The sequence below is a fragment of the Novipirellula artificiosorum genome (assembly GCF_007860135.1).
Classification (GTDB): domain Bacteria; phylum Planctomycetota; class Planctomycetia; order Pirellulales; family Pirellulaceae; genus Novipirellula_A; species Novipirellula_A artificiosorum.
This window is the reverse complement of record NZ_SJPV01000002.1, coordinates 763,460-780,376: the sequence shown is the minus strand read 5'-3', so window position 1 is coordinate 780,376 and position 16,917 is coordinate 763,460. Positions and strand designations below refer to the sequence as shown.

At 58.0% G+C, this 16,917-nt stretch carries 1 protein-coding gene (running past one end of the window); it reads left to right on the top strand.

The window, feature by feature from the left end:
- Positions 1 to 16,917: the 3' end of a VCBS domain-containing protein gene (locus Poly41_RS08720; RefSeq protein WP_197231165.1), read on the top strand. The gene continues 17,940 nt to the left of window position 1, outside the view; only the last 16,917 of its 34,857 coding nucleotides appear in the window; its start codon lies off the left edge, out of view; its stop codon occupies positions 16,915 to 16,917.

Below are 16,917 nucleotides of genomic sequence, written 5' to 3'. Positions count from 1 at the left end.
GACGCGCCGGTCATTACCGGCGGACCGGACTCGGTTGGACTGACCGAAACCGATGCGGGCCTGACCAGCACGGGTACATTGACCGTCACCGATTTGGACCAGAGCGAAAACGTCACCGCAGCGGTCGACTCGGTGTCGCTGAGCGGAACGGGTGCGGCAAGCGTCCCGGGATCGCTCAACAATGCCACGCTACGAAGCTTTCTAACGGTCAGCCCAATAACCGTTCTGGATGGAACGCAAAGCACCAACACGCTGACCTGGGACTTTGATAGCGGAAGTGAGTCGTTTGATTTCCTGGCAAACGGCGAAACGCTGATCCTGACCTACACCGTCAGTGCAACGGATGATGATGGGACGCCCCAAAGTGACACCGAAACAGTCGCCGTGACGATCACCGGAGTCAATGATGCACCGGAGATTACGAGCAACGCGGGTGGCCCCACGGCCACCGTGTCAATCTCGGAAAACACGACCACCGTGACCACGGTAACTTCCAGCGATCCTGATGGAGGCGTCCCCGTTTACAGTGTCATCGGAGGCGCCGATGCGACACGGTTCTCGATTGACGGTTCCACAGGAATACTAACCTTCCTTGCTGCGCCCGATTTTGAGTTCCCGTCCGATGCCAGTGGCGACAATGTGTATGAAGTCACGGTCCAGGTCAGCGACGGCACGCTCACTGATTCACAAGACATCGCGGTCACTGTCACGAACGACGCTGACCAAACGACGCTCTACCTAAAAGGTGACACCACTCCGCCGTTCTCTGATTTGTCGACGACGGCACCAGTCGACACGAGTCTCAGCAATTTCGATCCGGGCCGTGATTCTTACAAAGGGCTGGTAGTCGACAAAGGAGGAAGTGGGGCCAATGAAACAGACGATACCAAACACCATACTTGGGTAGTCTCGGGAGCGGTCAATATCGCAAACGATCCGGTTCAGTTGATCTTCTGGAGCGACATCAAGGACGGGATGAATCCGGCCCAGACGACCGATGTCGCACAGGGCAAGAACGCCACGGTCACAGCGTACCTGATGGACCTTTCGACCGCGACAACGGAATCCGGCGGGACCGTTATCGCATCCGGTTCGGTCAGCGACAGCAGCTGGGGTGACGGATTCGCTTGGGAGCAAAAAACAATTGACTTTGGCACCGTCAATTATTCAGTCGTGGCGGGACACCATCTTGGGGTCAAGTTAGTCGTGTCGGGGGCCTCTGGCGACAGCGTGTGGTTCGCATACGACGCCACGACCATGGACAGTCGCCTGGAGTTTGGCAATCCGAATACAGATCCAACGATTACTAGTGATGGCGGTAACACGGACGCGTCAATCAGTGTGACTGAAAACACAACGGCCGTAACGACCGTAACCGCGTCCGATGCAGATCTTCCGGCACAGACGCTGTCCTATTCGATCATCGGCGGGGCGGATGCGGCGAACTTCACCATCACCTCGGCCGGCGTGTTGACTTTCAACACGGCACCGAACTATGAGGTTGCCACGGATTCGGGAGCCGACAACGTCTACGATGTGACGGTTCAGGTTTCTGACGGATACGGCGGTACCGATACGCAAGACATCGCCGTGACGGTCACGGATATCAACGACGCTCCCGAGGTCACCGGCCCGGCGAACGCAACGGTTGCCGAGAGTGGTTCGTTGACCTTCAACACCAGTGGTGCTGGGCTGATCGACACCAACGACGTCGATGGCGACAACTTGACCGTGACGCTGACCGCGGATCACGCGACGATCGCACTGGCTCAGACCACCGGCCTGACCCTGATCGACAGCGACGGAAGTGACGGAACACTTCAATTCAGTGGTAGCGTGGCGGACATCGATGCGGCTCTGGACGGTCTGACTTACGATTCAGAAGGCGGTTACAACGGCGCTGCGACGTTGGCGGTATTGGTCGACGATGGTTCGTTGACGGATTCAACGACGGTCGCAATTACCGTCACTCCTGGACAGAGTACGTTCGTTTGGGACGGCGGCGGCGTGACCAACGATTGGACCGATGCAGACAATTGGAATCATGACTTGGTTCCCGAAGCCGACGACATCGTGGTGTTCGATGCGACCAGCGCCAAGGACTCCACGCTGGACGCCTCGTTTGCCGGAGCGATCAGCGAAATTCAAGTCAACTCGGGATACACCGGGACGCTCTCGTTCGAACGAATGCTTGACAACTCGGGTGACTTGACCGTTGCTGACGGAACCGTCGACACAAACGGACAAACCGTCGACATGGACGGATTGGTCAACGTCACCGGCGGGACGCTGTCGATCGATGGCAGCGTGATGAATTTGGCCGATGACTTCATCCATTCTGGCGGTACGCTAAGCGCGATCGGTTCGACGCTGTACTTTGATGGCACGGGCGATCGAAGCCTGCAAACGTCGGCACAGATCGACAACATCGAGATCGATCACGTCGGCACGCTGACTCTCCTGAGCGACCTTTCCTTCGCTGGCGATTTCACGCACAACCAAGGGTCGGTCAATTTCGATGGCCACGAAGTCAGCGTATCCGGAACGTCTGCCCAAACCGTTGACGCGTCGGGAATCACGTTTGACGATTTCGAATTCAACAACTTGAACACCGTCACCATCATCGGCGGCCTCGACATCGACGGCGACCTGACTTACACCAACGCCGTCACGATCAACGGTGCCGGTGTGACCGCAGCAGGCAACATCACGACGATCGACAGCGTTTGGTCGGGCACCAGCGTACTGACGATCGATGGAACCGCCGACCAAATGATTTCGACCGGTGGCGGTGCCGGCGAACTGGGCAACCTGGTCATCAACAAAGCCTTCGGCACCGTTCAACTGCTCGACGACATCGAGCTTGGCGGCAACTTCACGTACACATCCGGCGGATGGGACACCAACGGACAAACCGTCGAGTTCCAAGGTCACAACACCACCATCGACGCAGGTTCGACGACGTTTGACGATGTGATCTTGAACAGTACCGTCGCGGGATCACGCGTTATCGTCGGAACGCTGGACGTCGACGGTAACTTCACGTTCACCAATGCGGGCACGCTGAACGGCGGACAGATCACGGTTGCAGGCGACATCACCTACAGCGATGACAGTTACAGCGGCACGACGATGATCATTGCTGACGGAACCGGCAACCAGACGGTCTTGGCGAGCAACAGCAGTGCCAAAGCCGAACACCTAACGATCAACAAAGCGTCGGGCACGCTGACCTTCGGCAGCGACCTGACCATCAACGGAATTTTGAATCACATCGCCGGCAGCGTCGCTGACCTGACCCACGCCATCACGTTCGGCAACAACTCGGGAACCATCACTGCGTCGTCGATCAACTTCGACGATGTCATCTTTGATTCCAGTTACAGCAAAAACATCTCCGGTGTCTTGAACGTGGGCGGCGACTTGACGATCACCAGCGTCAACGCCTTGAATGTCGGCGAAATTCGAGTCGCGGGCAACGTCACGTCGTCTGATACCAGTGTCAGCGGCGATGCTCGATTGACACTCAACGGCACGGGCACCCAGACCATCTCGGGTGACGATCTGTCCGATGGTGACATCACGATCAATAAGGGGACGGGGGTCGTTTTTCTAGCCGATGACCTCGTCCTCAACGGATCCGGCCAAAACGTGACCGTCCAAGCGGGAACGCTTGATCTCAGCGGCCAAACAATCACCACGGCCGGTGATGTGGTCGTTGATGGAGGTACCGTCGAGGGTAACGGAACCATCACCAACGATTTGACCGTCCAGAATAGTGGCGCCGTTTCATTAGCGGCAAGTTCCACGAGCATCTATGAGTCCATCGCGGTAGGTGGCAACTTGACGCTTGACGCGACCTCTGAACTCGCACTGGATCTCAACGGCATGACTGTCGGTGGGATGCTGGACGATCTGTTGACCTCCACCAGCGTGACCGGCACCTGGAATACGATCACGCTGATTAACGATGGAGTCGGCTTCACGGCGTACGACCACTACGACACTCCCACGGGTGCGGTCGACGTTTTCTTGAACACGGACCCGACCGGCTTGATCGGCGATATGACCGTTGATGAGGATGCGGTACCGACGGTGATCGATCTGTCCGCTGCGTTTTCCGACAGCGAACATGCGGACAGTGACCTGACTTACTCCGTCATCGGTAACACCAACGCCGCGTTGTTCTCGGGTGTTTCGTATGACAACACTTCCAAGACCTACACCTTCACCCACGCAGCCAATGAGAATGGATTTGCGGACATTACGATCCGAGCCACCGATCCCTACGGCCAATCGGTAGATTCGACCTTCCGCTTGACCGTCAATCCGGTCAACGATGCGCCGACACTCACCGACGGATCCAACGTCGATCTTGCGGGGACGAACGAAGACACGATCTCCGTCGCCAGTAGTGTCGCGTCGATCTTCGCCAGCGCCGGTGGCAACGACATCGACGCCTCCCCACTTTCTGGCTTGGCTGTCACCTCAACGACGGGCAACGGAACTTGGCAATACTCGACCGACGGAACCAATTGGACTGACTTTGGATCGGTTTCCACCATCAATGCATTGTTGCTGACTTCGACAAGCCAAGTTCGCTATTCCCCCGACACAATTGACGGTGAAACAGCCACCTTTGGCTTCATCGGCTGGGATCAAACCACATCTAGCGGTTCCAGCTTCGGTTCGCCCAGTCTGGTGGATCCGACGGGATTGCAGGGCGGAGTGAACGAGTTCTCCACCGAGGAGGCGACCGCAACCATTGTGGTCACTGCCGTCAATGACGCCGTGATTGCTGTCGCCGACACCGGCGCGGCGAGCGAAGCCGGTGGTGTTGCCAACGCGACCGCTGGTTCGGGCGCAAGCGGCAACGTGCTGGCCAATGATACGGAAATCGACCCTGGCGATACGCTGAACGTGACGGGGGTTGCGGCGGGAACCGTTGCTTCGGCGAACACCGACGTGGCAACATCGGTCACGGGAACCTACGGTGCCATCATAATCAACGCGGACGGCAGCTACACCTACGTTGTCGATGAAACCAACGCGATTGTTCAGGCACTGCGAACTAGCAGCGACACGATCACGGACACCTTCACCTACACCGTCACCGATAACGGCGGTGCCACTTCGTCGACTCAGATTGTTGTCACGATCGACGGTCAGAACGATGCACCCATCGCGGTGACTGACAATGCAATCGCAGTGGAGGCCGGTGGGCTGGCCAATGCCGACGCCGGCACCAATCCGACCGGGAACGTCTTGACCAACGACACGGACGTGGACGCGGGCGACACCAAGACCGTTACCGGGGTTGTGGTTGGAGTCCAGGCTTCAGCCGCCGGAAATATCGGCGCAGGCGTCACCGGAACCTATGGTGCGATAACAATTAATTCAAACGGATCGTACAGCTACATCGTCGACAATAACAACGCAGCCGTCCAAGCCCTGCGAACATCCGGCGACACGCTCGATGACGTTTTCACGTACACGATGACCGACACCGACGGATTAACTTCGTCGACTCAGATCACGGTCACGATCCAGGGCCAAAACGACGATCCCGGCGCTGTGGATGATAACCTGACCGCCGTCGAATCCGGTGGAGTGTCCAATGCAACAGCGGGTTCCAACGGAACGGGAAACGTCCTGGCCAATGATACCGACATCGACAGTGGCGAGGCTCAAACCGTCATCGGTGTCGAATCGGGATCTCAATCGGTCGCATCTGGAAACGTCGGTTCCGGCGTCGCGGGAACCTATGGAACGCTCACCATCGACGCCTCCGGAAACGCCACCTTTGTGGTCGACGAAAACAACGCCGCCGTCCAAGCTTTGCGAACGGTTAGCGACACACTGAGCGAAGTCTTTACGTACACAATGACCGACGCCGCCGGTGCCGACTCGACTGCGGAGGTCACCATCACGATCACCGGTCAGAACGACGCTCCTGTCGCCGTCGCCAATACGGCGGCCGCCATCGAAGCCTCGGGGATCAATAACAATATCTCGGGCACCGATCCGACCGGCAATGTTCTGATCAACGACACCGACGTGGACGCTGGCGACACGAAGACCGTCGTTGGCGTTGATGCGGGCGTGCAAACGTCGACGACCGGTAACGTGGGTAGCACGGTCACCGGAAACTACGGCGAAATCACGATCAATTCGGACGGCAGTTACACCTACACGGTTGATAACAACAACGCGGCAGTGGATGGTCTTCTGGACGGCCAGAGTTTGACCGAGACGTTCTCGTACACGATGTCGGACACGGCGGGACTGCAGTCCACCACTCAAATCGTGATCACGATCGACGGACGGACGGACTTGCCTGTTGCCGAAGCCGATATGGACACGTCGGTGGAATCCGGCGGAGTCGCCAACGCGACGCCGGGAACCAATCCCTCGGGCAACGTCTTGACCAACGATTCGTCCAATGATGGCAAGACCGTCATCGGGGTCGATGCTGGTACGACCCCAACCGCATCCGGCGATGTGGGAACGACCGTCGTCGGTACGTACGGAAGTGTCGTGATCGACGCCAACGGCGACTTCACCTACACGCTGGACAACACCAATCCGGCCGTTGAAGCACTACGGACTTCCGGCGATCACGTGACCGACGTCTTCACGTACACGATGGAAGACAATGCCAGCAATACTTCCACGACCCAGTTGACCATTACCGTCGACGGCCAAAACGATGCCATCATCGCCATCGCTGACGTCGGCACCGCCGTCGAATCCAGCGGTCTGAACAACGGCACCGCCGGCAGCGATGCGACGGGCAATCTGGTCACCAACGACACGGATGTGGATTCGGGCGACACGAAAACCGTTGTCGGTGTTCAGCTTGGTGTCCAACCATCGACTTCGGGAAGCGTCGGTGCATCGGTCGCAGGTAACTACGGCAGCATCGTCATCAACAACGACGGAAGCTACACGTACACGATTAATGAATCGCTCGCCGCTGTCCAAGCCCTGCGAACCACGTCCGACACATTAACGGAAACGTACTCCTACACGGTCACCGACACGGCCGGATCACAGAGCACCACTCAAGTCGTGATCACGATTCAAGGGGGCAACGATACGCCGGTCGCAGTTGTCGATACGGCGACTGCGTTCGAGGCTGGTGGCGTCGGCAACGGCACCGCGGGTACTAACCCCAGCGGCAATGTGCTCTCCAACGATACGGATGTCGATTCCGGCGACACCATGACCATCGTTGGCGTCGCGGTTGGAGTCCAGGCTTCAGCCGCCAACGATGTAGGCACGGCGGTTTCCGGCAACTACGGCTCGATCACGATCCAATCGGACGGTTCGTACGTTTACACCGTCGATAACAACAACGCCACGGTGCAAGCATTGCGGACGAGCGGTCAATCTTTGACCGACACCTTCACTTATACTTTTGAAGACACCGACGGGCTAACGTCGACCACCCAGCTCGACGTCACCGTTCGGGGGTCCAACGACGCGATCGTGGCAACCGCCGACACGATGACGGCCACCGAGGCTGGCGGAACTGCCAACGGAACCGCAGGAACCGATCCGACCACGAACGTGCTTGCCAACGATACCGACGTGGATGCGGGTGACACCAAGACGGTTTCGGGCGTCGCGGCGGGGACTGTCTCGTCAGCATCCGGTAGCGTCGGATCAAGCGTCGCGGGGTTGTATGGCAGCATTCAGATTGCTTCTGACGGCTCGGCAACCTACACCGTCGACAACAGCAACTCGGCCGTTCAAGCGTTGCTGAATTCCGGCGACACGCTCACCGACGTCTTCACGTATACGGTCCAGGACACGTCGGGCGCCGAAACGTCGACACAGGTGACCGTGACCATCGAAGGTGCCAACGACGCACCCGTTGCCATTTCCGACGCAGGCACAGCCGACGAATCCGGCGGCGTTGCCAACGGAACCACCGGCAACAATGCAACCGGCAACGTGCTGACCAACGACAATCCAGTCGATTCCGGTGACACCCACACCGTCACTGGCGTCGCCGTTGGAGTGCAGGCTTCAGCCGCCGGCGGTGCGGGTACGGCGGTTGCGGGTAGCTACGGCTCGATCACGATTCAGTCCGACGGTTCGTACACCTACGTCATCGACGAATCCAACGCCGCCGTCGAAGCCCTACGAACGTCCAGCGACACGCTCAGCGAAGTTTTCTCGTACACGACCGAGGATGCCGCCGGACTTTCGTCGACAACGCAGATCACGCTGACCATTCGCGGTGCCAACGACACGCCCGTCGCAAACTTCGACACGGCAACAGCCACCGAAGCGGGCGGAGTTGCCAATGGCACCTCTGGAACGAACCCAAACGGCAACGTGTTGACCAACGACACCGATGTCGATGCGGGCGATTCCAAGAACGTGGATGGCGTCGTGGCGGGAGTAGCGGGATCAGCCAGCGGCAACGTCGGCTCCGACGTCACCGGAAACTATGGCAGCATCAACATCGATGCGAATGGCAACTACACGTACACGGTCGACAACGCTAATGCAACCGTCGAAGCACTTCGCAACTCATCCGAGACGATCGATGACGTCTTTACCTACACGACCATCGATGCAGACGGTGCCACGTCTACCACTCAAATTACCGTCACGATTGAAGGAAGCAACGACGAGCCGGTCATCTCCGTTCAGGCCGGCGACAGTGCCGACGAATCGATCACCGAAACCGACATGACGCTCACCACGAGTGGGACACTCACCGTCACGGATCTGGACCTATCCGATACGGTGACATCCGCAGTCAGCGGTGTTGTGGCCAGCGGCAATACCACCGGACTAGGTAGCAATAACGCTGCACTACTGGCCATGCTGACGTCCGCCGCCAACGTCCTGGACAACACCGAACAGTCGGACACGTTGACATGGGCCTTCAACTCGGCCAGCGAATCTTTCGACTACCTTGCCGATGGCCAGTCGCTCACGCTGACCTACACGATCACGGTCACCGACATCGCCGGTGCGACCGACACGCAAGACGTGACGATCACCATCAACGGCACCAACGACTCTCCGATCATCACCGACGGCCCTGATTCCGTCGGTCTAACTGAAACCGATGCGGGCTTGACCAGCAGTGGCACATTGACCGTCAGTGACGTCGATGTGAGTGACAACGTCACCGCAGCGGTGGATTCGGTCGTAATCACCGGAACCGGATCTTCCAGCATCCCGGGATCGCTCGACAATACGACGTTGCGATCGTATTTATCCGTTTCTCCAACGGCGATCCTGGACAACACCGAAACCAACGCGGCATTAACTTGGGATTTTGATTCCGGTAGCGAAGCGTTTGACTTCTTGGCCGACGGCGAGACACTGGTCCTGACGTACACGGTGAGCGCCACCGACGACAATGGCACGCCGCTGAGTGACACCGAAACGGTCACCGTCACGATCACGGGCACCAACGATTCGCCCGATGTGTTTGTCGACACCGGTGACAGCGCCGCTGAAACACTCGCCGAAGACGGATCCACGTTGACCAGCACCGGAACGCTTTCCGTTTCCGACACCGATCTCACTGACTTGGTCACGTCATCGATCACTGGGGTGGTCGCCAGCGGGACAACGGCAGGGTTGGGGTCGAACAACGCGGCCTTGCTGGCGATGTTCTCGTCGACCGCCAATGTTTTGGACGCCACTGAAACGCTTGATCAATTGACCTGGGACTTCGATTCGGGCTCCGAGACATTTGAATATTTGGCCACGGGAGAATCGCTAACGCTGACTTACACGATCGAGGTCGAGGACAGTCAGGGCGCGACCGACACACAAACCGTCGTGCTCACGATTCAGGGAGCCGCCAATGCGCCGATCATTACCGGCGGACCCGACGCGGTCGGTCTGACGGAAACCGACGCGGGCTTGACCGCCACCGGCACCTTTACCGTCAGCGATGCCGACCAAACCGACACCGTCACCGCTGCGGTCGATTCGGTCGCGGTAGCCGGGACGGGTTCAGGAAGCGTGCCGGGCTTGCTCGACAATGCAACGTTGGAGAGTTTCCTTTCGGTCTCCCCCACGGCAATTCTGGACAACACGGAAACGTCTGCGACGTTGACCTGGAACTTCGACTCGGGAACCGAACCGTTCGACTTCCTAGCTGATGGGGAAACGTTGGTGCTAACTTACACGGTGAGCGCGACCGATGACGATGGCACACCGCTGAGTGACACTGAAACCGTCACGGTGACGATTACGGGCACCAATGATTCGCCCGACGTGTTTGTCGACACGGGTGACAGTGCCGCTGAGACACTGACTGAAACGAACACAACGCTGAACAGCACCGGCACGTTGACAGTGGACGATCTGGACTTGACCGATTTGGTGACGTCGAGCGTCACGGGAGTCGTTGCGAGTGGAACGACGACGGGGATTGGGTCGGATAATGCTGCGTTGTTAGCGATGCTCTCCTCGACGACGAACGTGCTCGACGCCACCGAATTGACTGACACGCTAACGTGGGGTTTTGATTCGGGAGCCGAGTCGTTTGACTACCTCGCTAGTGGCGAAACACTGACGCTGACCTACACCATCGAAGTCACTGACAGCGAAGGTGCGACCGACACACAAAACGTGGTGATCACGATCAATGGCACCGCCGACGCGCCCGTTATCACTGATGGGCCTGATTCGGTGGGCTTGACCGAAACCGATGCGGGACTAAGCAGCAGTGGTACGTTGACGGTCACCGATTTGGATCAAAGTGAGAGCGTGACGGTCGCCGTTGATTCAGTTGCCGTGTCTGGCACGGGATCCGCCAGTGTTCCCGGAACGCTCGACAATGCCGCCTTGCAGACTTTCTTGTCCGTCGCGCCAACGCCAATCCTCGACAACACGGAAACCTTCGCCACGCTGACTTGGGATTTTGATTCAGGCAGCGAAGCGTTCGACTTCCTCGCCGATGGTGAAACGCTTGTGTTGACCTACACGATCAGTGCGACCGATGACGATGGCACGCCGCTGAGCGACACCGAGAACGTGACCGTGACGATCACCGGCAGCAACGACACGCCAGATGTGTTTGTGGACACCGGTGACAGTGCCGCCGAGACGCTTATCGAAACCAACACCACGCTGACCAGCACCGGCACGTTGACGGTGGATGATCTGGACCTGACCGATTTGGTGACCTCCAGTGTCACGGGAGTCGTTGCTGGTGGAACGACGGCGGGACTTGGGTCGGATAACGCTGCGTTGTTAGCAATGCTTTCCTCCACGGCCAATGTGCTTGATGCGAGCGAACTGACGGACACTATGAACTGGGGATTCGACTCGGGTGGAGAATCGTTTGACTACCTCGCGACCGGCGAAACACTGACGCTGACCTACACTGTCGAAGTCACCGATAGCCATGGTGCGACCGATACGCAAACCGTGGTGATCACGGTCAACGGGACTGCTGACGCACCCGTCATCACCGATGGGCCTGATTCGGTTGGCTTGACCGAAACCGATGCGGGGCTGACCAGCGGCGGAACGTTGACGGTCACCGACTTGGACCAAAGCGATACCGTGACCGCAGCGGTAGATTCCGTTGCCGTGTCTGGAACGGGATCCTCCAGCGTTCCCGGATCGCTAGACAATGCGACACTGGAATCCTTCCTGTCAGTCTCACCAGCGGCGATTCTCGACAACACGGAGACCACCGCCACGTTGACTTGGAACTTCGACAGTGGCAGCGAAGCCTTTGATTTCTTAGCCGATGGCGAAACGTTAGTGTTGACTTACACGGTCAGTGCCACCGATGACGATGGCACGCCGCTGAGCGACACCGAGAACGTGACCGTGACGATCACCGGTACCAATGACACACCCGATGTGTTCGTGGACACCGGTGACAGTGCAGCGGAAACGCTGACCGAAACCAACACTACGCTGGCCAGCACGGGCACGTTGACGGTCGATGATTTGGATCTGACTGATTTGGTGACGTCGAATGTCACGGGAGTGGTCGCAGGCGGCACAACCAGCGGCCTAGGATCGAACAACGCAGCGCTACTGGCGATGCTTTCCTCGACGGCGAACGTGCTCGACGCGACCGAACTGACCGACACGCTGACTTGGTCCTTCAACTCAAGTGGCGAATCGTTTGACTACCTCGCCACCGGTGAATCGCTGACGCTGACGTACACCATCGAAATCACCGATAGCCAGGGTGCGACCGATACACAAAACGTGGTGATCACGATCAACGGCACCGCTGACGCGCCAGAGATCACCGATGGCCCGGATTCCGTTGGTCTGACCGAAACCGATGCGGGGCTGACTAGCACGGGGATGCTGACGGTCACCGATTTGGACCACAGCGATAGCGTGACCGCTGCGGTGGATTCCGTTGCCGTGTCTGGAACGGGATCCTCCAGCGTTCCCGGATCGCTAGACAATGCGACACTGGAGTCCTTCTTGTCGGTCTCGCCAGCGGCGATTCTCGACGGCAGTGAAACGACCGACACATTGACGTGGGATTTCGATTCTGGCAGCGAATCCTTTGATTTCCTGGCCGATGGGGAAACGTTGGTGTTGACGTACACGGTCAGTGCGACCGATGACGACGGCACGCCACTCAGCGACACCGCGGCGGTAACGGTGACGATCACCGGTACCAATGACACGCCCGATGTGTTCGTGGACACCGGTGACAGCGCAGCGGAAACGCTGACCGAGAATAGTGGAACGCTGACAAGTAGTGGAACACTTTCGGTCCTTGATGCAGACCTAACGGATGTCGTTGGATCGTCCGTCACGGGCGTCGTCGCCAGCGGAACCACCAACGGACTGGGATCCGACAATACGGCACTCTTGGCAATGCTCGCGTCGACCACCAATGTGCTCGATGCAACCGAGATAGCGGATCAATTGACTTGGGATTTTAATTCCGGAGGTGAAGCCTTTGACTATCTCGCCCCCGGCGAGTCGCTGACACTGACCTACACTATTCAGGTCACCGACAGCCAAGGAGCCACCGACACCCAGAGTGTAGTCATCACGGTTCAAGGTGCCGCCAATGCACCAATCATTACCGGTGGACCCGCCTCGGTGGGTCTGACGGAAACCGACGCGGGCCTCTCCACCAGTGGCACATTCACCGTTAGCGACGTCGATCAGAGCGACACCGTGATCGCGGCCGTGAATTCGGTTGCAGTCACCGGAACAGGATCTGGCAGTGTGCCGGGCTCGCTGAACACTGCGACGTTGGAAGGTTTCTTGTCGGTGGCGCCAACAACCGTTCTCGACAACACCGAAACGTCCGCCACGTTGACTTGGGACTTTAGTTCAGGCAGCGAAGCGTTCGACTTCTTAGCCGCTGGTGAAACCTTGGTGCTGACGTACACCGTTAGCGCAACGGACGATAGTGGAACACCGCTAAGTGACACCGAGACGGTTGCCATCACGATCACGGGTACCAACGATGGGCCGGTGGCCCAGGCGGGAACAAATACTGCCAACGAAGATGGTGCAGTTGTCAACGGGACGCTGAGTGAAACCGATGCCGATACGAACGATACGCATACCTATTCGTTGATCACCAACACCAGCGAAGGTAGCGTCTCGGTTCAGTCCAATGGCGATTACGCCTTTGATCCCGGCGCCGATTTCCAAGATCTGGCTGTCGGTGAAACTCGCGACGTGACCTTCACTTACGAAGTCGAAGACAATCACGGCGCGACCAGTCAAGCCAACGTCGTGATCACCGTGACCGGAACCAACGATGGGCCGGTGGCCCAGGCAGGAACAAACACCGCCAGCGAAGATGGCGCGGTTGTCAACGGGACGCTAAGCGAAACCGATGCGGACACGAACGATACGCACACCTACTCGTTGATCACCAACACCAGCGAGGGCAACGTGACGGTCCAATCCAATGGCGATTACGCCTTTGATCCCGGCGCCAATTTCCAAGATCTCGCGCTCGGCGAAACCCGCGATGTGACCTTCACCTACCAAGTCGAAGACAACCATGGTGCGACCAGTCAAGCCAACGCCGTGATCACCGTGACCGGAACCAACGATGGGCCGGTGGCACAATCGGGTACGAATACTGCCAGCGAAGACGGTGCAGTTGTCAACGGGACGCTGAGTGAAACCGATGCCGATACGAACGATACGCATACCTATTCGTTGATCACCAACACCAGCGAAGGTGGCGTCTCGGTTCAGTCGAACGGCGATTACTCGTTCGATCCCGGTGCTGACTTCCAAGATCTGGCTGTCGGTGAAACTCGCGACGTGACCTTCACTTACGAAGTCGAAGACAATCACGGCGCGACCAGTCAAGCCAACGTCGTGATCACGGTGACTGGAACCAACGATGGGCCGGTGGCACAATCGGGTACAAATACTGCCAGCGAAGACGGTGCGGTTGTCAACGGGACGCTGAGTGAAACCGATGCCGATACGAACGATACCCATACCTATTCGCTGATCACGAACACCAGCGAAGGTAGCGTCAACGTTCAAGGCAACGGCGATTACTCCTTCGATCCTGGTGCCGACTTCCAAGATCTGGCTGTCGGTGAAACCCGTGATGTGACCTTCACTTACCAAGTCGAGGACAACCATGGTGCGACCAGTCAAGCCAACGTCGTGATCACCGTGACCGGAACGAACGACGGACCGGTTGCACAGGCGGGGACGAACACTGCCAGCGAAGACGGTGCAGTTGTCAACGGTACGCTGAGCGAAACGGATGCGGACACGAGCGATACGCACACCTATTCGTTGGTCACCAACACCAGCGAAGGTAGCGTGGTGGTCCAGTCGAACGGCGACTTCACCTTCGATCCAGGCGCGGACTTCCAAGATCTGGCTCTCGGCGAAACTCGCGACGTCGCCTTCATCTACGAAGTGGAAGACAACCACGGTGCAACCAGTCAAGCCAACGTTGTGATCACGGTGACCGGAACCAACGACGGTCCGGTGGCAACGACGGACAGTGGGACGGCGAACGAGGCAGGTGGTCTTGGCAACGCAACGGCGGGAACACCCGCCGTCGGAAATGTTCTTTCCAATGACACTGACATCGACACGAGTGATTCACACCAGGTAACTGGGGTCATCGCGGGACCTGCCGCTAGCGCTACGGGATCCGTTGGCACGAGTGTCAATGGGAACTTTGGGGCGATCACCATCAACAGTGACGGTAGCTACGTGTACCACATCGACGACTCCAATCCAACCGTCGAGGCACTTCGCACTGCCTCGGATACGATCGATGATGTCTTCACCTATACGATGATCGACCCGCATGGCATCGCGACGACGTCGCAGATCACCATCGCGATCCACGGAGCAAACGACAACCCACACGATCTCGACGCAACGGGAATGGTTATTGACGAGAATCTCGCAGACGGGCAACTCGTTGGATCGATCACATCCCGTGACGTCGACGCCGGTGACAGTTTCACCTACTCGCTCACCAATGACGCGGGCGGACGGTTCAACATGGATGCGTCAGGCAACATTCTTGTCGCCGACTCGAGCCGGCTTGATTTCGAATCGTCTAGCAGTCACTCAATCACGGTCCGTGTCGCCGACACACTCGGAGCCTCGTACGAAGAGACCTTCACGGTTGCCATCGGCGATCTCGACGAATTCGACGTCACTCCTGCAATCGACACCGACGGCGCCGCCAATGAAGTCAATGAAAACGCTGCGATCGGCACCGTCGTCGGTGTCACAGCACAAGCAGTGGATGCAGACGGAACCAATAACGCAATCACCTATTCGATTGTTTTCTGCCCCGACTGCCCGTTCGCGATCGATGCGGTCACGGGCGAGATCACCACGGCGGCAACATTGGACCATGAGCTCCTCTCGAGTCACACGATCACCGTACAGGCCGATTCCAGTGACGGATCGACGAGCTTTGCTGACTTTACGATCCAGGTCATCGATGTCAACGAAGCTCCCATCGCAACCGACGACGCTTACACGATGTATGCGGGTGAGTCATTGACGGTGAATCCTGGAGTCTTGTTGAACGATAGCGACATCGACATGGATACGCTACAGGTCAATTTGGTGACGGGGCCACAACACGGTGTACTCGTTTCGCTCACCGACGGAAGCTTCGTTTACACTCCCGCCGGCGGCTTCTTTGGACTCGACACCTTTACCTACGTTGCGAACGATGGGGCGCTAGACAGTAATGTGGTAACCGTAAGCATCACCGTAAACGCCGTCGTTGGCGGAGGCGACGACGGCGATGGTGGCGACGACCACGATGATGACGGAAGCAGCGACGGTGATGAGGATGGCAATGATGATGGAGATGACAGCGGTACCGGCAGCGACGATGGCGACACGGAGGACGATCCTCTCGCTGACCACGAGGACTCAAAACAGAAGCTTCAGGGTGGACCAGCCGATTCGGGCAATTCAATCGATTCTGCGGAGTCGCAAGCCGACAAGATCAAACGCGAAGAACAGGAAGGCAATTATCAAGACGACTCGGGCGGTTCCCAACAGCGAGCGAACGACGTCATCACCAGCACTGCGAATACAAACTCGTTCTCTTGGGGACGCTCGACTCAACTGCAGTTGAAACAGAGCGTTACCTCTGAGATTGAAATGATGGACCGATTGCTTGTGATGGACTTAGCTCAGGCGATCGTTTGGCAAGAATGGACACAGAACAATGGCGATTCCGAGGAATCAAGCTTCTTCGGTACCGAGCAAGTAGGCGCCGTCGGCACGACCGCGGGGATTGCAACCGTTGGCTATGTCTTGTGGGCCCTCCGAGGCGGCGTGCTACTCACCACGATCTTCGGCAGCTTACCGGCGTGGCGAATGATCGACCCCTCGGCACTGCTAACCGCGTATCGATCCTCGGACGACAAGAAAAGCGGCGGTGTCGATACATTTTTGGATTAG